Origin of the sequence: Paenibacillus mesophilus, assembly GCF_005938385.1 — a bacterium.
In the GTDB taxonomy this organism is placed as follows: domain Bacteria; phylum Bacillota; class Bacilli; order Paenibacillales; family NBRC-103111; genus Paenibacillus_AB; species Paenibacillus_AB mesophilus.
In genome coordinates, this window is record NZ_VCRA01000015.1 from 1 (window position 1) to 20141 (window position 20141).

Annotated in this window: 20 protein-coding genes; 1 reads left to right on the plus strand and 19 read right to left on the minus strand. The window is 54.6% G+C overall.

All coding sequences use genetic code 11. The features are described 5' to 3' along the window. Positions 1-262 precede the first annotated feature (262 nt). From FE783_RS38715 to FE783_RS23760, 17 genes are all read right to left on the minus strand, one after another. A complete protein-coding gene (locus tag FE783_RS38715) occupies positions 263-397 on the minus strand; it encodes a hypothetical protein (protein ID WP_274381457.1) in 135 nt (44 codons plus the stop codon). A gap of 162 nt (positions 398-559) precedes the next feature. Beyond that, complete coding sequence (gene odhB, locus FE783_RS23685) at positions 560-1867, minus strand: 2-oxoglutarate dehydrogenase complex dihydrolipoyllysine-residue succinyltransferase (protein WP_138881878.1); 1308 nt, start codon at positions 1865-1867, stop codon at positions 560-562. Continuing rightward, a complete protein-coding gene (locus FE783_RS23690; RefSeq protein ID WP_138881879.1) occupies positions 1860-4766 on the minus strand; it encodes a 2-oxoglutarate dehydrogenase E1 component in 2907 nt (968 codons plus the stop codon). Before FE783_RS23690 ends, odhB begins: the two co-directional genes overlap by 8 nt. 186 nt (positions 4767-4952) lie before the next feature. Continuing rightward, positions 4953-5600, minus strand: coding sequence for an HD domain-containing protein (locus FE783_RS23695; RefSeq protein ID WP_138881880.1), 648 nt, complete (start codon positions 5598-5600; stop codon positions 4953-4955). Then, entirely contained in the window at positions 5590-6435 is an 846-nt protein-coding gene (locus tag FE783_RS23700; protein WP_138881881.1) for a class I SAM-dependent DNA methyltransferase, read from the minus strand. The genes FE783_RS23695 and FE783_RS23700 overlap by 11 nt, the downstream gene beginning before the upstream one ends. A gap of 91 nt (positions 6436-6526) precedes the next feature. Then, the gene (locus tag FE783_RS23705; RefSeq protein ID WP_238403229.1) at positions 6527-7426 is read right to left on the minus strand and encodes a CvfB family protein; all 900 of its coding nucleotides are present in this window, start codon (positions 7424-7426) and stop codon (positions 6527-6529) included. Continuing rightward, positions 7423-7770, minus strand: coding sequence for a ribosome silencing factor (gene rsfS, locus FE783_RS23710; RefSeq protein WP_138881882.1), 348 nt, complete (start codon positions 7768-7770; stop codon positions 7423-7425). Before rsfS ends, FE783_RS23705 begins: the two co-directional genes overlap by 4 nt. Before the next feature lie 108 nt (positions 7771-7878). Then, positions 7879-8472, minus strand: coding sequence for a bis(5'-nucleosyl)-tetraphosphatase (symmetrical) YqeK (gene yqeK / locus FE783_RS23715; protein WP_138881883.1), 594 nt, complete (start codon positions 8470-8472; stop codon positions 7879-7881). Further along, entirely contained in the window at positions 8462-9049 is a 588-nt protein-coding gene (locus tag FE783_RS23720) for a nicotinate-nucleotide adenylyltransferase (RefSeq protein WP_138882003.1), read from the minus strand. Before FE783_RS23720 ends, yqeK begins: the two co-directional genes overlap by 11 nt. Before the next feature lie 13 nt (positions 9050-9062). Next, complete coding sequence (gene yhbY, locus FE783_RS23725; protein WP_138881884.1) at positions 9063-9353, minus strand: ribosome assembly RNA-binding protein YhbY; 291 nt, start codon at positions 9351-9353, stop codon at positions 9063-9065. 54 nt (positions 9354-9407) lie between these two features. Beyond that, the gene (gene aroE, locus FE783_RS23730) at positions 9408-10265 is read right to left on the minus strand and encodes a shikimate dehydrogenase (protein ID WP_138881885.1); all 858 of its coding nucleotides are present in this window, start codon (positions 10263-10265) and stop codon (positions 9408-9410) included. A gap of 51 nt (positions 10266-10316) precedes the next feature. Further along, positions 10317-11432, minus strand: coding sequence for a ribosome biogenesis GTPase YqeH (yqeH, locus tag FE783_RS23735; RefSeq protein WP_420799765.1), 1116 nt, complete (start codon positions 11430-11432; stop codon positions 10317-10319). Position 11433: 1 nt separating this feature from the next. Continuing rightward, on the minus strand, positions 11434-11955 hold the full coding sequence (locus FE783_RS23740; RefSeq protein ID WP_138881886.1) for a YqeG family HAD IIIA-type phosphatase: 522 nt from the start codon (positions 11953-11955) through the stop codon (positions 11434-11436). 89 nt (positions 11956-12044) lie between these two features. After that, positions 12045-13145: a GerAB/ArcD/ProY family transporter gene (locus tag FE783_RS23745; RefSeq protein WP_138881887.1), complete on the minus strand. Its 1101-nt coding sequence runs from the start codon at positions 13143-13145 to the stop codon at positions 12045-12047. Between the two features lie 21 nt (positions 13146-13166). After that, positions 13167-13397, minus strand: a complete 231-nt coding sequence (locus tag FE783_RS23750; RefSeq protein WP_138881888.1) for a hypothetical protein — start codon at positions 13395-13397, stop codon at positions 13167-13169. Positions 13398-13402: 5 nt separating this feature from the next. Then, positions 13403-14602, minus strand: coding sequence for a Ger(x)C family spore germination protein (locus FE783_RS23755; RefSeq protein ID WP_138881889.1), 1200 nt, complete (start codon positions 14600-14602; stop codon positions 13403-13405). Beyond that, positions 14599-16104: a spore germination protein gene (locus tag FE783_RS23760; protein ID WP_238403230.1), complete on the minus strand. Its 1506-nt coding sequence runs from the start codon at positions 16102-16104 to the stop codon at positions 14599-14601. The genes FE783_RS23755 and FE783_RS23760 overlap by 4 nt, the downstream gene beginning before the upstream one ends. Before the next feature lie 132 nt (positions 16105-16236). Between FE783_RS23760 and FE783_RS23765 the strand changes: the two genes are divergently transcribed. Next, positions 16237-17436 carry a GerAB/ArcD/ProY family transporter gene (locus FE783_RS23765; protein WP_158301994.1) on the plus strand — a complete coding sequence of 400 codons (1200 nt, stop codon included), beginning with the start codon at positions 16237-16239 and terminating at the stop codon, positions 17434-17436. A 60-nt stretch (positions 17437-17496) separates the two neighbouring features. Here FE783_RS23765 and FE783_RS23770 read toward each other — a convergent pair whose 3' ends face one another. Together FE783_RS23770 and FE783_RS23775 are read right to left on the minus strand one after the other, a co-directional pair. After that, on the minus strand, positions 17497-17679 hold the full coding sequence (locus FE783_RS23770; protein WP_138881892.1) for a hypothetical protein: 183 nt from the start codon (positions 17677-17679) through the stop codon (positions 17497-17499). Between the two features lie 128 nt (positions 17680-17807). Beyond that, a complete protein-coding gene (locus tag FE783_RS23775) occupies positions 17808-19970 on the minus strand; it encodes a phage tail protein (RefSeq protein WP_138881893.1) in 2163 nt (720 codons plus the stop codon). Positions 19971-20141: the final 171 nt, after the last annotated feature.

Consider the following 20141-nt stretch of genomic DNA (forward strand, 5'->3'; position numbering starts at 1 on the left):
GTGACTGATTCGTTCGATCTCTTCCGGACTCATTTTCATCAGTGGTCCCCTTTTCCATTTGAACTCGGTTACCCATTATTAACCAAGTTTTCTACGTTTGAAAAGGGGGGACCTAAGTAGTAACAATTTCGATCGCTACTTGCTGAATTCGCCCATTTGGCCTGTGATTAGCGCAATAGAGTTCAGTAATAATGAAGTTTGGTTCGTTCAAGTCAATATCCAAATTATATTTCGAAAGGCTCTCCGGGATTGCCGCCTTCGTTCAAACTGGATACTCCTCCATTTTGCGGAACAAAGTCGCTCTGACGATTCCGAGCAGCTCGCCCGCTTGATCCATCGGCTCGACTTTCTTTTTCTCGAGCAGCAGCCGGATCGTTTCCCTCTCCACCACGCGCAATTGAAGGAAGCTCCCATCGGAGTACCGCTCGCTCGTCCATTACGACGTTTTTCAAATAATCCGGCAACCAGACAATTTTGATACTTTCACGCACATGACAAAAAAGACTGCCGGAGCAAACTCGCTCCAAACAGTCTCTTTTACAAAACTTTCCGTTGCCGCTTACCCTTCCAGCAGCAGCGATTCCGGATCTTCAAGCAGTACCTTTACCGTGACGAGAAAGCGTACCGCTTCGCTGCCGTCGACGATGCGGTGATCGTACGAGAGAGCGATGTACATCATCGGGCGGTTTTCCATCCGGGTCTCGTCGAGCGCGATCGGACGCCACTGGATTTTGTGCATTCCCAAAATGCCGACCTGCGGCGTGTTCAAAATCGGCGTCGACAGCAGAGAACCGAATACGCCGCCGTTCGTGATCGAGAAGGTGCCTCCTTGCAGATCGGACAGCTGCAGCGTGTTGGAACGCGCCTTGTTCGCCAAATCGGCGATCGTCCGCTCGATTTCGGCGAAGCCGAGCCGGTCCGCATCCCGGACGACCGGTACGACGAGCCCTTCTTTTGCCGAGACCGCGATACCGATGTCGAAATACTTTTTCGCCAAAATCCGATCGCCGTCAATTTCCGCATTGAGCAGCGGGAACTTCTTCAGCGCTCCGACGACCGCCTTCGTGAAGAAAGACATGAAGCCGAGTCCGACATCGTTTTTCTCCTGGAACGACTGCTTGCGCCGTTTGCGGATGTCGAGTATTTTCGTCATGTCGACTTCATTGAACGTCGTCAGCATCGCCGCCGTGCGTTGGGCTTCGACAAGCCGCGTCGCGATCGTCTGGCGGCGTCTCGACATGCGGATCACCTCGATCGGCTTCGCCGGATCGTCAAGCACCGTACCGCCCGAGGAACGGGCCGGATTTGGCTCTGCCGCCTTCACGGCCGGAACCGCCGCTTGCGGTTCGGCGCTGCGGGGCGCCGGTGCCGTCACTTCGTTTCGGTGAATCCGTCCGTTCGGGTCGGCCGGAACGACGCTTGTCAGATCGATCCCCCGCTCTCTTGCAAGCTTCCTCACCGATGGCGATGCGATAACGGCCGCGGTCGTTTCGGGCTCGGCCGCAGGCGCCGGAGTCGGTGCGGGAGGTGTCGGAGGTGTTGCGGGAGCCGTTCGGAGCAGAACCGCGTCCTCGGCCAGCTGCGCGCCTGCTGCAGCTGCCGGGGCTGTCTGCCCGGCGGAAGGAGCCGCCGCGCCTTCGCTGATCGTTCCGACCACTTCGCCTACTTGCACGACGTCGCCTTCGCTTTTGCGGATTTCGGCGATGACGCCGGAACGTTCCGCATTGACTTCCAAGTTTACTTTATCGGTCTCGAGCTCCAGCAGCATATCGCCTTGGTTTACCGTATCGCCGACTTTCACCAGCCATTTGGCAATCGCGCCTTCTGTTATCGACTCGCCCATCTCGGGTATTTTAATGTCAGACATGAACTGCTCCTCCTAGACGTTCGGTTTGGAAAAAGTTGCGATCCATCGCGTTCGCGAGCAATTGCCGCTGCTCGAAGCTGTGTACGTTCTGGTATCCGCTCGCCGTACTGGACCGCTCGCGGCGGCCGACGTAGCGGACGATGACCCCCTCCGGCGCCAGCTCGCGGATGCGCGGCTCCATGAAGCTCCAAGCTCCCATGTTACGCGGCTCTTCCTGCATCCAGACGATTTCGCGCACGTTCGGGAAACGCCGGATGACGGCTTCGATTTCTTTCGCCGGGAACGGATACAGCTGCTCCGTCCGGACGATATGAAGCCAGCTCCAGTCCGCCGATCCGTCCGCTTGAATCGCTTCTTCCAAGTCTACGGCCACTTTGCCGCAGCATAACACGAGCCTTTCGACACGGGCCGGCTGCGCGCCTAAGCCCGGCTGCTCCAATATAGGCTGGAACTGTCCGCCGCTGAGCTCCGTACCCGGAGAGGCGACGCGCGGGTTCCGAATCAGACTTTTCGGTGCCATGACGATAAGCGGGCGGGCTTCCTCACTCTCCGTCCATGCAGCCTGTCTGCGCAGCAGATGGAAATATTGCGACGCCCGGGTCAAATTGACGACCGTCCAGTTGTCTTCACCGGCCAGCTGCAAATACCGTTCCAGACGGGCGCTGGAATGTTCGGGACCTTGTCCTTCATAGCCGTGCGGCAGAAGCAGCGTCAAGCTGGATTTTTGCCGCCATTTGCCGCGGCCGGCAGCCAGAAACTGATCGATAATGACTTGTCCCGCATTGGCGAAGTCGCCGTATTGCGCTTCCCATATGACGAACGTCTCGGGAGCGAAAACATTATAGCCGTATTCGAAGCCCAGCACGGACGCCTCCGACAAAGGACTGTTATGAATCGCGAACGATGCTTTCGCCTGGGGCAGCGCGTGCAGCGGGCAGAACGTGTCTCCCGTCGTCGAATCGTGCAGGACGAGGTTGCGGTGCGCGAACGTGCCGCGCTGCGAATCTTGTCCGCTGATGCGAATCGGCTTCCCGTCGGCCAGGATGGTGGCGAATGCAAGCGTCTCGGCCAATGCCCAATCGACCTTCTCTCCTTCGTCCAGCGCTTTGGCTCTTCGCTCCAAAATACGCTGCAGCTTCGGATACGTCCGGAACGAGTCCGGCCTTTTCAGCAGCTCGGCGTTAATGTCTCTAAGCTGCTCCAGCGGAACGGCCGTAACCGGAGGCTGGGCCGCCTCCTCGCGGACTACCGTAACGGAGCCGCGTTTCCCGCCCGCATCTTTATCGCCGCTGCCGAGCATTTCCTCGTAAGCTTCCTGCAGGCTGGCTAGCGATTCGCGTTTCATCGCCTCCACCTGTGTCTCGCTCAAGACGCCTTCGGCGATCAGCTTGTATGCGTAGAGCGTGGCAACCGTCTGATGATTGCGAACCGCTTCGTAAATCAACGGCTGCGTCGTATCCGGATCGTCCGATTCGTTATGGCCATAGCGGCGGTATCCGATCAGATCGATCAGGAAATCTTTCTTGAACTTCTCGCGGAATTCGCAAGCCATGCGGATTGCCGCTATACAAGCATCCGGATCGTCCGCGTTCACGTGAACGATCGGAATTTCGAAGCCTTTCGCCAAGTCGCTCGCGTAATAAGTGGAACGGGCATCGTGGCTCTCGGTTGTGAATCCGATCCGATTGTTAACGATGATGTGTACCGTTCCGCCATTGCGGTAGCCCGGCAGCCGATTGAAATTGAGCGTCTCCGGCACGATGCCTTCCCCGGCGAATGCGGCGTCGCCGTGCATGATGACCGCAGCGGCGATGCTTTCGTCCTGAACCGGGCTGCCCCGGCTGGTCCGGTCTTCCTGCGCCGCTCTTGTGAAGCCTTCCACGACCGGGTTGACGAATTCCAGGTGACTCGGGTTATTCGCCAAAGTGAGACGGATTTTATTCCCTTCGCTTTCTTCGACGGAACGGTCCGCGCCCAAATGGTATTTGACGTCGCCCGTCCAACCGTAGTTAATGCCGATGGAGCCTTCGGATGGAACCAAATCCCTGTTCGGGGAATGGTGGAATTCGGCGAATATTTTACCGTACGGCTTGCCCAGAACATGAGCGAGCACATTCAACCGTCCGCGGTGGGCCATCCCCATCAGTACGTGTTTGCCGCCTTGCCGCGCAACCGACCGCACGAGCTCGTCGAGCATCGGAATCAACGCATCGTTGCCTTCGACGGAAAACCGTTTCTGACCGACGAACGTCTTGTGCAGGAACGACTCGAATTGTTCGGTCTGAATGAGCCTGTTAAGCAGCGCGATCCGTTCTTCTCCGGTCAGCGCTTCGGACACCGCCGCGCCTTTCTCCACGCTCTTGTTCAGCCAATCGCGTTCGCGCTCCTCGTGCACATGGCTGAATTCGTATGCCGTAGATTGCGTATACGTCCGGCGCAGTCTTTCTATCGCATCCCACCCGGTTGCTACGTCCTCGGGCGCGTTCTCCCAGATGAGCGATGCGGGAAGAGCCAGCAGATCCTGCCTGCTTAACCCGAACGTCTCGGGTTCAAGCAATCGCGTATTCGCGGCCGCTCCCAATCGGAGCGGATCGATGTCGGCGGCGAGATGGCCGTATGTGCGGATGTTCCATACCAGTTTGCCGGCCGCCACCGCTTTGTGAAGAAGCTGCGGGTCGATCGTCTGGCCGGCGCTCCGGTCGGGAGCGGTTAATCGTTCTTGCTCCGGTGCCTGCTCGAGGGCAGGCGGCGCCCCCAATCGCTGAAACAATTCCCGGAACGAAGCATCGACCGATTCGGGATCGATCGCATATCGTTCATATTGTTCCTGCACGTATCCGAGATTGGGGCCGTAGTATTTGCGCCACAGCTGCTCCGTATTGGGATTCCCCGTATTCATCGATGTACCTCCTCATGCTATCGCACGGAGACTGGTGTCGTTCCGTGTAGTGCATACCTCTATTAAGACCAGTATAAGCGAAACAAATCATATTAAAAATAATCTCTTTTCGATCAATTCAATCTATTTTTGATATGGATTAACAAAAACGAAGCATGCAGCTTCCTATGCTGCACGATCCGTTTATTAGACTTCCCCATTCCATTCTTTATGAAACCGCTCCAAGTAATTTTCCATGAACCGGTGGCGATCTTCCGCGATAGCGCGCGCCGTGTCGGTATGAAGCAAGCCTTTCAGCCTCAACAGCTTCTCGTAAAAATGGTTGATGGCGGTCGTTTGCCCGTTTCGGTATTGTTCGCGTGTCATTTCGGAGCGCGGAGGCAGCTCTGGATCGTAGATCGGGTGGCCCCTCCAGCCGGCATACACAAACGTCCTCGCAATGGCGATCGCCCCTATCGCATCAAGCCTGTCGGCATCCCGGACCACTCGCCCTTCGATCGTCCGCATCGGCGCGGTCGGGCCGGCGCCGAATGATATCGTAGCAATTATGTCCATGACGTGGCTGCGAACGGATGGTTCGATCGACTGGCCGTTCAACCATTGCTCGACTTTGGTCAGTCCGGCTTCCTTGGACGGATTCATCTTCTCGTCGGCTACGTCGTGCAGCAGCGCGGCAAGCTCGCATACGAACGGATCGGCTCCCTCATCGGCGCACAGTCTGCGGGCCATCCGGACGACTCGTTCGATATGGGGCCAATCGTGGCCGGAACCTTCCCCGTCATGGACCGACTTGGCGAATTCGGCCGCCCGTTCCAATATGTCGTTATGCTCCATTTGACACCGGCTCCTCCGAAGCTTTCACACAAACGAAAAAAGCTCGTTCCGTCTCGGGAGTCGGAGCTTTGCGCGAGAAATCCGCGTACACGTTAATTTGCGAGAAGCCGCTCGTCTTCAGCAGAGCCTCGATTCGGGGGAGCGGATAAGCCCGCTGCACATGCGTTTCATCAATGCGCAAATACCGTGAAGCGTCCGGCTCATAAGAACCGTTTTGGGCAGAGGACGAATCCGCCCCGAACCATTCCGCCTCCCTGACGAAAATCGCCAAATCGTGCTCGATCTCGCAGCGCTCCTCATCGAGATCGCTCGTCCATATGTATGAAATATCGTCATCGTTCAGCGTAAAGGGCTGCATCTCCGCGTACGACCGCAGCTGGCCTTCGGTATGTACATCGAAGATAAAGGTGCCTCCGTCCTTCAGCCCCTCGAACGTTTGCCGGAACGTTTCGGCGAGATCGTCTTCTTCGGTCAAATAATTGATGCAATCGCAGCACGAAATGACCGAATCGACTTGCTCGGGAAGCTCCCATTCCCGCATATCCTGCTGCAGCCAAGTTACCGAGCCGCCTGCCGCGAACGGAAACGTCCTCTGCTGCTGCTCGGTTTTGTCTTGGGCAACCGCGAGCATATCGTCCGACAAATCGATGCCGTATACACGGAGCCCCGATTGCGCCAGCGGGATGGACAAGTTCCCCGTGCCGCAGCCAAGATCGACTACCGTTTCCGGCTTGCCGCTCGCTTCCCAGCATTGCCGGATGAAGCTGAGCCATCGCGGATAAGGCATATCTTCCATCAGTTTGTCGTAAATGTAAGCAAATTGCCCGTACCGCATGAGATCCCCCCGCTTAGCCCCCATTGTCCGATCCTTCGTTTGTTTTCCGTCGCGTAAAGTCGGCTCGATCGTTCGAAAGCAAGTTGTACAGCTACTCCCGCTTCTCCGCCAGATGCGTCCAGCTTCCTTGCTGGGTGACCAGCCCTTCCTTCATCAGCTTGCCGAGCGCCCGCTTGAACGCCGCTTTGCTGATACCGAATTTCGAGGAAATCACATCCGCAGGCGTCTCGTCGGAGTAAGGCATCGCCCCGTTCGGCCGCTCCCGCAAAAAGGCGAGAATGCGGTCCGCATCTTCGAAACGGCCGATCTGTTTCGGCTGACGCATCGACAAGTTGACTCTGCCGTCCTCGCGTACGAACACGACGCGAACGCTCACCCGTTCCCCGAGACGCAGCGGCCGTGTCCGCTCCTTCTCATGGACCATCCCGATCGCGCCGAAGCCGAGCACGCCCCCGTCGCATACGACGAACGTTCCCATTTGCAAAGGCTTGTAAACGATTGCTTCCACCGTGCTGTTTTTCCACGAATCCGGCGCACGGAACGCCAGCGCGGAAAGCTCCTTCTCCCCGGCCAGCTTCGCCGTCATTCTGCCTTGCCGGTCATGGTTAAGCAGGACATACACTTTGTCCCCCGGCTTCGGATGCAGCTCCTTCGATTCCGGCAGCTCCGAAGCGGGCAGCAGCAGCTGGCGTCCGAGCCCCATCTCGAGGAAGCAGCCGAATCTCGGATGAATATCCGCCACTTCCAGCAAACCGACTTCGCCGAGCCGAATGCCCGGCTTCTTCATCGTTGCGGACAGCCGATCCTCCGTATCGTGGAACAAAAACGCTTCCACTTCGTCGCCCGGCTTCACCGAGCCGACAACTTCGCTATAGTGCAGCAGCACATCGCGCGAGCCGTTGGTCAAAAAAAAGCCGTTCGGCGGCACTTCCCGTGCCACCTGCAGCTTCGCCACCGTACCGGCCTCCAATCGATCTCCCGGCGGCATCATACGAGCTCGACCACCTTCGCATCGGACCATAACCGCTCGATGTTGTAATATTCCCGTTCGTCGCGATGGAACACGTGGACGACGACGTCGCCCAGATCGACAAGCACCCACCGGGCCGTATCGAAGCCTTCCATGCCGCGCATCGTGACGCCGAGCTCGTCCGCTTTACGGCGCACCTCCTGGGCGATCGCCTGGACCTGCGTATCCGAGTTGCCGTGGCAAATGACGAAATAGTCCGCCACGAGCGAGATGCCTTTCAAGTTAAGCACAACGAGGTTGTGCGCTTTTTTGTCTTCCGCCGCTTTTACGACTTCGTTCATGATATGATCCGGCGATTGATTCATCTGCATTCCCCCTCCTGATATTCCCCAAAAAGTGAAGTGATGCTTCGCAGCTTAGTCCGAATACTTTTCGGGGAGCCCCGAAAGATTCCCCAAAAAGTGACGTGATGCTTACCGATCCCCGCCGTTCGCACCCGCGCGGCCGCTTATCTCGTCGATGAGCGCGTTCCGGGCCACGACCGTGAGAGGAAACACTTTCTTCCCTTTCTCCATAAGAAATCCGATCGTCGAATCGAAGCCGGCGATAAGCGCTCTCTCCAAGCTATGTTCGGCAATTTCCCGAATAATATGCACGTTCGGAAAATCGCGGCCCGGCTCAATATAATCGGCCAAGCAAACGATTTTATCCAGCAGCGTCATTCGTTCCCGGCCGGACGTATGGTAGCGGATCGCATCCAGTACTTCTTCGTCCCCGATCCCGTACCGCTTGCGGACAATTTCGGCGGCAAGCGGACCGTGAAGCAGTTGGGGGTCGTAGCGGAGCAGATCCGGGTCCAGCCCTTCCTCCGCATATTCCCGCCGCTGCTCCTCAATCGGCCAATACTTGCAATAATCGTGAAGCAGCGCCGCCAGCTCCGCCTTCTCCGCATCGCCTCCGAACCGTTTCGCAAGCTCGGCCGCGGAGCCGATGACGCCTAGCGTATGCTCCCATCGCTTCGACGGCATCTGGGCGCGCGTCTCTTCGATCATCCGTTCACGATTCATACAGCCCGTTCTCCTCGATGTAGAATAAGACCGGGTCCGGCACGAAATATCGGACCGATTTCCCGGCCTTGCGCATTTGCCGGATCATCGTGGAAGAAATGTCGACCTGGGGCATCGATGCCGGAATAACGCTGTTCCGGATCGACTCGGGAAGCGAGCCCGTTTCCGACGAATATCCCGGCCGGGCCAACCCAATGAACTTGATCAGCCCGGCGAGCTCGTCGATCCGCACCCAATTCGGCAAATACTGCACCATATCCGCTCCGATAATATAATAAAAATCGATGCCCGGGTACTGCCGCCGAAGCTCGTGAACCGTATCCACGGTGTAGGACGTGCCGCCGCGGCGAATCTCCAGCGCTTCCGCGCGGAAATGTCGGTTGCCCGCAATCGCCGCTTTCACCATCTCGAGCCGCTGCTCCGCCGACGCCTTGGGAGCGTTCGGCTTGTGCGGAGGCGTGCTTGACGGCATAAACCACACTTCTTCCAGTCCCGCCTCTTCTCTCGCCCGTTCCGCCGCCAACAAGTGCCCTTGGTGAATCGGATCGAACGTTCCTCCCATAATCCCGACCTTCATCATCCGACACTCCTTAAGGGAGCTCTATTTGCTTATGGTCCTTCGATTCCTTGTACAGCACGATCGTCTTGCCGATTCTTTGCACAAGCTCCGAGCCTGATTTGAGCGCCAGTTCCTTGGCGATATCGTCGCTGTCCTCCATGCAGTTGTTCAGCACCGATACTTTGATCAGCTCGCGCACTTCGATCGCTTCTTCGATATGTTTAACCAGATGATCGTTTACGCCGCCTTTGCCGACTTGAAAGATCGGGTCGAGATGGTGCGCGAGCGACCGCAGATGCCTTTTTTGTTTGCCTGTCAACATGTTGTGCTCTTTCCCCTTCTTCCCCCCGTATCCTGTACGGGGACCGCATGATTCTTATTGTGCAAAAGCTTCGAGAACCGTTTCCCGCATCGCAGCGACGGGCGCTTCCCGGCCGGTCCAATATTCAAAGGCGTACGCGCCCTGATAAATAAACATGCCGAGCCCGCCGTGCGTCCTGGCGCCCTTCGCCTCCGCCTCCCGCAGCAGACGCGTAACGAGCGGATTGTACACCGTCTCGCTTACCGTCAGCCCTTCGTGGAACCAGGATGTATCGATCAGCACCTCGTCCACGTTCGGATGCATGCCGACCGACGTATTATGGACGATCAAATCCACTTGATCGCGCACATCGTGAATCGAATCATACCCCATGCCTTCAGCCGCCGTGAACGGACGAACCGCTTCCGCCAGCTCTTCCGCCTTCGATACCGTCCGGTTGGCGATATACACGGCCGATGCGCCTTCCTTCGCCAGCGCGTAGGAAACGCCTCGCGCGGCTCCTCCCGCACCGAGAATGAGCACCTTTTTCCCGGCGACGCTGAATCCGGCTTCCTCCTTCAAGGAACGGACGTATCCGATCCCGTCCGTATTATGGCCGATCAGCCGTCCGCCTTCGTTAACGATCGTATTGACCGCCCCGATCGCCCTCGCGCCTTCGTCGATTTCATCCAAATAGTCCATTACTTCCAGCTTGTGCGGTATCGTCACATTGACGCCCCGGAACTGCAGTGCGCGTATTCCCGCAACCGCATCCTTAAGCTGACCCGGCAAAATGTGAAAAGCCGCGTATGCCGCATTCAAGCCCAATTCCCGGAATGCCCGGTTATGCATGATCGGCGATTTGGAATGCTTGATCGGGTCGCCGAAGACGCCGTGCATGACCGTACCGGTATCCATTTGCCATTGTACCATTATACGTTCCTTCTCCCCGTTCCGATATTGCCCATGACGAGTCACTCTCGTTCAGATCAAGCTGTCGCGCAGCGCGACCTTCACGCCTTTCGGCACATGGACGACGATTTGGGCTCCCGCATCGCTGTTGATCGCGATCCAGCCGAGCCCGGAGATAAGCACCTCGCCCTTGGTTCCTTTCGGAATGCGGTACGCATGCTTCACAAGAGGAGGAAGTGCCGCCAAGCCGTCCTTCGACGGAGGGGACAGCATCTCGCCCTTATGCTCCGCGTACAGCTCATCGGCCCGTTCCAGCTTCGTCCGGTGGATCGGCAGCAGGTTGGACGTGTAGCAGGTGAACGATTGACGCTCCCCTTGGGTAAAATCGAATCGGGCATACGCCCCGAAAAATAAAGTCTGCTTCTCGTTAAGCTGAAATACGGACGGCTTGATCGCTTTGTCCGGAAGCAGCGTCTGCAAATCGCGCTTGTCGACCAGCTCGGTCAAACGGTGCCCGTATACGATTCCCGGCGTATCGATAATATGCCGTCCGTCATCAAGCGGGATCTCTACAACATCGAGCGTCGTCCCCGGGTACGGCGATGTCGTCAATTCGGACTCCAAATCGCTGTAATCGCCGATCAGCCGGTTAATAAGCGTAGATTTGCCCACGTTCGTCGCGCCTACCACGTACACGTCCTTCGTTCCGCGATGATCGGCGATCGCTGCGACAACCCGGTCGAAGCCGATATTTTTTTTCGCGCTGCAAAGCACGATCTCGGCCGTCTTCAGCCCGTGCTCCTTGACCTGCTTCTGCACCCAGTTCAAAATCCGGTTCACATTGATCGCCTTCGGGAGCAGATCGATTTTGTTGACGACCAGAACGACCGGATTATGACCGACGAACCGGTGCAAGCCGCCGATCAAGCTTCCCTCGAAGTCGAACAGATCGACGATATGGACGACGAGCGCCTCGGTCCGGCCGATCCCGCTCAATATTTTCAGGAAATCGTCCTGATTCGGGGTGATGCTCGAAATTTCATTATAATGCTTAATCCGGAAGCAGCGCTGGCACAACACCGGATCTTTCTTCAAAGCCGCATCCGGCGCATATCCGAGCTTATCCGGCGATTCCGTCTGGATCGGAACCCCGCACCCGGAACAACGCAAGCCGCCTGCCATTGCCATGTTACGAGTCCTCCCATCCCATTAAGCCTTTGCGTTTCATCCACGACAACGCCGCTTTTTCGATACGCCGGTTAATTTTCGTAAAGAAGCCTTCGTCTCTAAGCTCGATCGGCAGTACGAGAATCGTGTACAAGCCGAGCCGGTTGCCTCCGAGAACGTCCGTTAGCATCTGATCGCCGATGACGACCGTCTGCTGCGGGGAGAGCGACATCATCGCCATCGCTTTGCGAAACGCCGAATTGCCGGGCTTCTTCGCCCGGAATATGTAAGGTATCGAGAGCGGATCGGAAAACCGGGACACGCGAAGCTTGTTGTTGTTCGAGACGATGACCACCTTGAAGCCGATCGTCTGCAGCCGCTTCAGCCATACGAGCAGCTCGGGCGTCGCCTGCGGGTGTTTGGCCCCGACAAGCGTATTGTCGAGGTCGGTTATAATGCCCCGTACTCCCGTGTCCCATAACGCCTGAACGTCGATTTCATAAATCGTGCGCACTCTTTTTTGCGGAATCAAATTTTTCAGCAAACGTCATTCAAGCTCCTTTGCTTGCCTATATACGACAAACTATACCATAGAAGTGTGTACCCTGCAAAAGGGGAACCCCGCTCCCGCTTTCACCCGGAAGCGTTCCGGCTCTTGCCGAGCTTGGCGATCGCGAGAAGCAATAGAGGCAGGAATATGCCGAACGTAATGGCATAGGGCGGCCAAATTTTCGAGTCAAACCAAGAACGGTAAGCGGTATCCGGATACTCGATGAGTGATAGTACGATCATTATAACCCAAACCGGGAACACGAGCGTACGTTCGCTCCCAAGCCGCAGAAGCTGAGCGACCGCCTTGATCCCGGCATAAAAATAAATGATCAGCTTGAAATATAGCGAAATGATCCATATCGTGGCCATAATAACCTCGATACGGGTCAAGATGTCGCCGATATTGATTTTCTTGGCCAGCTCATAGCTCGGATATGTTTGCTGTACCGTATATTCGACTCCGAGGACGGATACGCACACGACGGTCATGGCCAACAAAAACGCTCCGCCTACTAAAGTTCCAATATACAAGGCTTTAGCAGCCTTGGACGTGTCTGAGACCAACGGATAGACCATAAGCATAAAAATTAGCGGCATCGCGGAAAAGCTGACATAGTCGAGGACGGCACCCAGTATCGATTTCGCTCCGACGGCAATAACCGGCCGCAGCTGCTCCGCCTTCATATCGGGTATCGAGAAAACGATCAGCGATACGAACAAGACGGCGAATACCGGGAAAAGCACCTCGGCCGCCCGGCCGAGCGTCCCCATTCCCATCCGCATGCCCATGAAGACGACGAGCGCAAACAAAATGATGATGACTTCCATCGGCGTTTGCGTCATGATTTGCGCGGACATGAATTCTCCCAAATAGTACAGGAGCGAGGGCCCGGTCATGAGGAGCACCGTTATTATATAACAGACGGAGACTAGCGTACCGAGCCACTTGCCCAGCCATTTGCGGCTCATCTCCACCAGCGTGCAGCCGGGAGCTTCCCGTACAAGCGCCATATACAGCCAAACATAGCCAAGCGTCACTACCATGCCGATCAGGATCGCAATCCAGCCGCTCTGCTTGGCCGAAGCCGCCGAGCTCAAGGGGATGAACAAAATCGAGCTTCCGACCGTAAACAGCGCGGCGAACAGCATAAATTGGCGAGCGTTTACTTTGTCGTTATTCATCTCTCCCACCCTTCCCGAGCATCAGCTCAACCATCGGAAAATGATATCGCTGAATGGTTTGTACAAGTATGCGATCCAGTCCAGCGGATTCGGAAGCGGAACCCGGACGCTTTTCGCAACCGCCAGCGCAAGTGCGACGGCCAGCGTAACGGCAAACGTCCACATTTCCTTCTTGCTCCGTTTCCGCAGGAATGGAATTTCGATCAATACGATGGCGGCTCCCGCAGCCAATACGCCGAAAGCAGCAAGCATGAAGCTTACCTCCCTATTTTGTCCCTGAAAGAATTGCTTTGCGTACCGGTTCTCCTATTCTTGATGTCCAGCTTGACTTCTACCTCAATATCCGGGAAAATCGAGCCCCAATCGTTCTCCAACCGCTGCCATGCCTTCGGTTCGTCGCGATGGATCGTTTCGCCGAATCCGAAAATATCGGACCGGTATTTCTTCTGGGCCGTTCGAATGACTTTGTCCAGAAAAGAACGGACTCTTTTCTCGGAAATCTGCTCCAGCTCGGCTATCGTCCCGATATCGTTCAAGTCGACTTCGCAAGCAACCTCGCCGATGTTCTGCTCAATACGGACGTCCACTTCGATTGCCGGCTTCCCGTCTTTCATTTTCCCTTTCAGCCGAGTATCGGAGCGAATGACTTCAACGCTCATTTCGCCGCCTTTCGGACATACGAGCACGCCGACCGTGCTGCGGACTTTATTTATGATGAAATTGTATCCTTTGCTCTCGCTCTCATCCAGCCAGCCGACCAGCTTATCCTTTTGGAAAACCCCGATACTCGAGTATTTTATAGAAGCGTTTGTGTGCGCCGTTTTCAAATTATCTACCGACCTGCCCGCCTCTTCATCGCCGACCACCCGAACGCCCGTCAATGTAGCGGCCCTTCCCTTGCTCATTAAATCGGAGATCAGGTCGTCCAAATATCTCCCGGTTGTCGGAGCCCACGCCTTCTCGGAAGTCTGCAGCGTCTTGAATAGGAAATTGGCCGGTACCTTCTCCAGCGGCTGCAACACACTCATCGCCTCCTTCGCCTTTGATTCCCGGGCTATGATGACATAAAAATCGGTGCGCAGCTCGTGATCCCTTGCGAAAAAATCGAGAATGTTTTTAATTCCTTCCCTCGCCACCTCTTCGCTGATGATCAACGTACGCAAATGGGACGTGTAAATTTTACGGGGCGTACTCGTCGTCATACGCCGGAGACATTCGAATATGGTACGGCCCGATTCTTCATAGATCGTGACCGGGGAGTTATCGCCCCCGCCTTTTTTGGCCGCAATTTCCTGAGGATTTACGATTTGAACGGATACCCGGTACTGGTCCCCCTGCTTATCGATACCCATTCCGAGCGCGATAGCAAGATCGTTCAACTCCCGGCGGTTCCAGCAGCCGCTGAGCACGACAGTCATGCATAAGCAAACGATTAGTACGACTGTTCTCCGCTTCATGTCTTACCACCCTCGTTTTGCCCGGATGAGGACCGCTTCCGGTCGCCGTTCGAAGACTGCTGTCTTTTGCCCGCCGCCTGGGCCCCCAAATGCGAATACATTAGCCACCAAGGAACCCGAACGATGCTGTCTTCCTGTTCCGCCGCCTTGAACGGAGCGAATGGCGTCATATAAGGAACGCCGAACGATTGGAGATGGCATAAATGCAGGACGAGCGCGATCAGCCCGACAATAATGCCGAAAAAACCGAAGGAAGCGGCAAGTCCCATGAAGGCGAACCGCAATATCCGTATCGATATGCCGATCTCGAAGCTCGGGAATATGAAGCCGGTAATCGCCGTTATGGATACGATGATGACCATGGCCGGCGATACGAGCCCCGCTTCGACTGCCGCTTGACCCAACACGAGAGCGCCCACGATCGAGATCGAAGTTCCGACCGCCCTCGGCATGCGGATTCCCGCTTCGCGCAGCAGCTCGAAGGTGACTTCCATCATGAGCGCCTCGATAAATGCGGGAAAAGGAATGCCTTCGCGCTGGGCGGCGAGACTGATCAGGAGCGAAGTAGGAAGCATCTCCTGATGAAATGTCGTAATCGCGATATAGAGCGCGGGAGCAAGCAGAGAAATCAGTAACGCGGTATACCGGAGAATGCGCAGCAGACCGTAGTCGGATCGATGATAGTAATCTTCGGGCGATTGGAGATACTGCGTAAACAGTCCGGGAACGAGCAGGACGAACGGCGTCCCGTCCACGATTATGGCGACTCGGCCTTCCAGCAAGGCGGCTGCCGCTACGTCCGGGCGCTCCGTATTGTTAACCGTCGGAAAAACGGTGAATGTCTCGTCCTGTATAAACTCCTCGATATAGTTGCCTTCCAGCACTCCGTCTATGTCGATTTTATCGAGTCTCGTCTGAAGCTCTTGAAGCAGTTCCTCCTTGACGAGCCCATTGATGTACAAGAGCGCGACTTCGGTTCTTGTAATACGTCCGATATGTCTCGACTCGATCCACAAATTCGGATGTTTGATTCTGCGTCTGACTAGCGAAACGTTCGTATCCAGCGATTCTGTAAATGCGTCCTGCGGACCTCGTACGACAGTCTGGGAAACCGGCTCGGTCACCTGACGCCGTTCGCCGCCGCGCGTCTTGACGACGATGGCCGTCGAGGATAGGTCCGTCCAAATGACGGTTTCACCTGCCAATATACAGGCCTGGATGCCGGCGAAGTCGGTCTTATAGCCGACATCCCCTACCGTAATGAGAAGATGGCGCACGAAACCGTCGAATTCGTTCCGAACGATCTCATCCGCATGCTGAAGCAAAGATTCCATCAGCCGGAAGACGGAATCTTTATCGACAAGGCCGTCGATATAGGTAAATGCCATTCGGACTTCCCGTTCCTTGCCGATGACCAATTCCCGGACGACGAAATCTTTGCTGTTCCCGAAGCTATCTCTTAGGCGGGATATATTGTCTGCAAGGCTTGGATGTATATTCACGGTTGTCCCTCTGCTAATGATCTTTGTAAACCATTATTGACCAATCGGGTCCACATTATAATCGGGCGTATATCCAATCGGAAATAGGCAAAAATTGAGAAATGCAGTTGTGTCGGGTGTACGACGGGAATCGTGCCGTCATTGCAAGAAGGTGCAGCAGGGGGGAGCATTCTGGAGCGGGGAAACATATCGATTCGTCAATTTGCCATATTGTCCGCTTTATTTGTAATCGGAGACACGATCCTGTACGTACCAGCCAGCGTTGCCCGTCAATCGATGCATAACGCGTGGATATCGGGTCTGGTGGCGATGGCGGCAGGACTTTGTATCGCCGCATTGTTCGGATTGCTGGTCAAACGTTTTCCCGGAATGACATTAATCGACATCGGCCGGCAGACATTGGGTTCGTGGCTTGGTACAGCCGTCGGCATCGTGTTCGTCATGTTCTTCTTGATTGATTCGGGTACGGTATTATGGGAAGTCGGAGATTTTATGGTGACTCATACTATGCCGGAGACCCCCATTCAATCGTTTCTCATCCTCTTTATGCTGGTCGTTGTCATGGGCTTCCGGCTTGGAATCGGTACGGTCGTGCGCTCGGCCGAAATTCTTTTCTTTTGGGTTATCGTCCTGTTCTTTCTGCTTGTTATGCTGCTTACGCCCGAAATGGATACGAAACGTATGCTGCCGTTATACCAGTCGAGTCCGAATCCCGTGCTTCGGGGAGCGCTGCTGCTCACCGGCTACTATTTCGAATCGGTCATCTTGATCATGGTGATGCCGGCCATCCGGGGGAATCGGGGTATTGTCAGGTCTTATTTAGCCGGCACGGCGATCGGAAGCTTCATATTGACTTTGACGGTATTGATGTGCATTTTGGTTCTTGGAGCCCCATTGACGGAGATGCAGCTGTTTACGACTTATGTACTGGCCAAAAAAATAAGCATCGGCAGTTTTTTGGAACGGATTGAAGTCGTCATGGCTTCGATCTGGTATTTCACGCTGTTTTTCAAGCTGTACGTCTGCTATTACGCCACGGTAGTCGGTACGTCGCAGCTGCTGAAAATTAAGGATTACAAATTGCTGTCGCTGCCGCTTGCCGTCATCGTAGTTGTCACGTCGCTCCTGGTCGTTCCGAACATCGCCTATTTCAGCTTGACCATCCAGAAATATTGGTGGGCGTACACGGCCACCCTCGGATTCATCCTGCCTTTATTGCTGCTCGGAGCGGGACTGTTCCGTAAAAAAGAGGCGCCTAAAGGCGGAAAGAAGCGAAATCGACACATTCCGAATACAAATAGCGGGCAGGAGCGCGGCCAGGAAACGAAATAAGAATGTCGTCCCAACGGTAATGTTCCGTGACGTACAGCGAGAATAGTTCCGATTATTGGGTTAGAATCTATTTTCGACCAGTTGATGCTTCCGCGGGAGCAGCGTGGGGCGGACACGAAATCGAATGACATTTTTAAAACGGTCCGCCCAGCTTTTGACGACCTGTGGAATATATACGACCATCGCTTGTTGCCCGGCAATAAACTTCTCGAGAACTTGAACGGCATCCTTCGGCAGTTCCACACGGGCTGCTCCGGCCGCAACGCCCCACCTTGGCTTAATTCGGTTGTGGATATTGACGAGCTCCGATTTCCAGTGCTGTAGGACATTCGCATGGATGCCGTGTTCGGATGACAGTTCCGAAATCGACTTTAAAGTTTAATTGTCATCGTACCACCAGCCACCGTCACGCTAGCACTTGTAGGATTTTCATGATAAACGTCAAACGTATTCGCCGCTGTGACTTCAGCATACAATCTCGTCCCCTGCAATGGTTGATTTAGCGTAACATCAAGTTTATCTCCCGGTGTTATCCCTGTGATGGTAGCATTGCTTCTGATTTTCACGACTGCACCAGCCGCAAGTGCGGTTGAAGTGTAGCTTAGCGTTGTCGGTTTTGACTGGACTTTCTGCAATACAGCCGTCGAGCCGACAACTCCGCCTGTTTTCACATAGTACTTTACGGCAGCACCATCTCCAGCACCAAGATTATAAATATAATCTCCGGCATTCACTTTCAGCCCTATATTCAGCGTTGCTGAAAAATACTCTTTAAAACGACCATTCGCTCGAACTGAAACGCCACCCGATACTCCAGTTGTAACAGTGCCGACAACTTCATAAAAATGGTCGAGCTGTACAGGATCATTGATATGGTTAGTGTTATTGATCAAAAAAGTATTCGTATAGCTCGCATCGTTTACTACAATAGAGCCGACTTTAAAAGTGTGCCCATATGTTGAATTTGCTGTACTTGCCACACAAAAAGCATTACCGTGTTCATCAACAATAATTTCATCAATTCGGGTGTTGATCGCAAGTTCATTCCGCAATGCCGAACGATATATGGTGTTTGACGACGTAACGCCATATCGCTTGACAATCAGTTTTTTGATTGCAGTATTTTTAGGCAACTTGCCGCTATCTGTGCCGGTACCTCCAATTACGATCGGGTTTATCTTGCACTCCACGGCTACTAGCTCATCAATAGTCAAATTGTCGTTTAAGTTCCGGACATGCAATGCGCTATAGAAGTATCGACCTTTTGCAAACTTGACGCGAGTTCGTCCGCGTCCGTTAGCGCCATTGATCAAAATATTGGTCGTTACCCCGATATCTATCTTGCCAACCGCATCAAGATGATCAACGTCCAGCGATATATGTGCCAAATAATCTTCGTATGCTGGCGGGCTCGGTACGTTAGACAAATCCTCATGACCCAGGTACAACGCTTCTGGGATTAGTCCGACGCCAAGAGCATAAGTTGTGCCTTTGATTTTTCCGAATGCAAGGCCTTTCATGCCATGTGATCTTTCTGCTGTCGAGGCATATGCAAAAGCCAAATCTCCGGGTGTAAGCAAAACCAGCGCTTTGCCGCTAATTGTGCTATCCAGCATGTTACCGTCGATAATCTTAATCTCTATGTCATACCCTGCGGATATTAGGGCAATCGCCGAGTAATCATTTGTATTACAGGTCAAATTACCAGTCACAATCTCATCGATAATACAGTCATGCGGGTGTGTCGTCGGCTGCCACCCGGCAACATGTCTATAGGTTCCGTGGTCGTTATAGTGTTGCTGAAAGTTACCCCAATGAGCCATAAAAACGCGGCCAATTACGGCGCTATCATCGCATTCGATACGTTTGCCACGCACCAATGAAGCGCCCCCCGCCATAACAAAACCGTTGCAGTTAAAGTGACCTCCAACCAATTTGATCGTATCGAAGAAAAACCCTCGCACCATTGGCGTTATATTATTAAAGCTGTCAATTCGGACATGACATTTTTCACCCCAACCGGCTGTCGGGTTACCCATGTCAATGGTGAGGTGTCCAAATATTCTTACGTTAGACTGCGGCGCAATGCCAGAAGCTGTAGCACTGTTTGATGCCGCTCCGGTTTGCTTAATCGTAGAATTGCAACTAATCCACGTCAAGTTCGCTGGAACTGAAAATTCTACTGTAACTAAATATACTTTGCTTTTTGTTAATAGAATTGCATGATTTTGTGCCGCATAGTTTGCAGCCGCAATAAGGTCATCATCGAAATGTTCCGGCAAAACAAAACATTCAAGCGAATCCGCCGTCAAAAATGCGGGCGGCCCTTTGCGGCCGTACACTTCCCCGCTCACCGGTCCCCCGGCCGCGAACGACGTGCCTATCGTACCTCCGATCACGCTTCCCGCGGCCAAGGCCGCCCCGGCTATGCCGAGCGACGACAGCATCGCCCTTCTCGTGAGCAATGGCGGTTTGCCGCTGGGATCCAAACCCTTATCTTCTTCTATTTCATCCATTTTTCGCCGTTCCAGCATTTATGCCGCCTCCCGCTTAAATTTTAATTTGTATGCGGTTTCATTTGTCGGTAGAAACCGAAACCTCTCGTTACGTAAGAGGGGGAGGACGGGATTCGGCATTGGCTCTCCCTAATCGACCGGCTCGTCCCGGAGCTGAACCTTGGAGTACCATTGTCAGGACTGCCACAA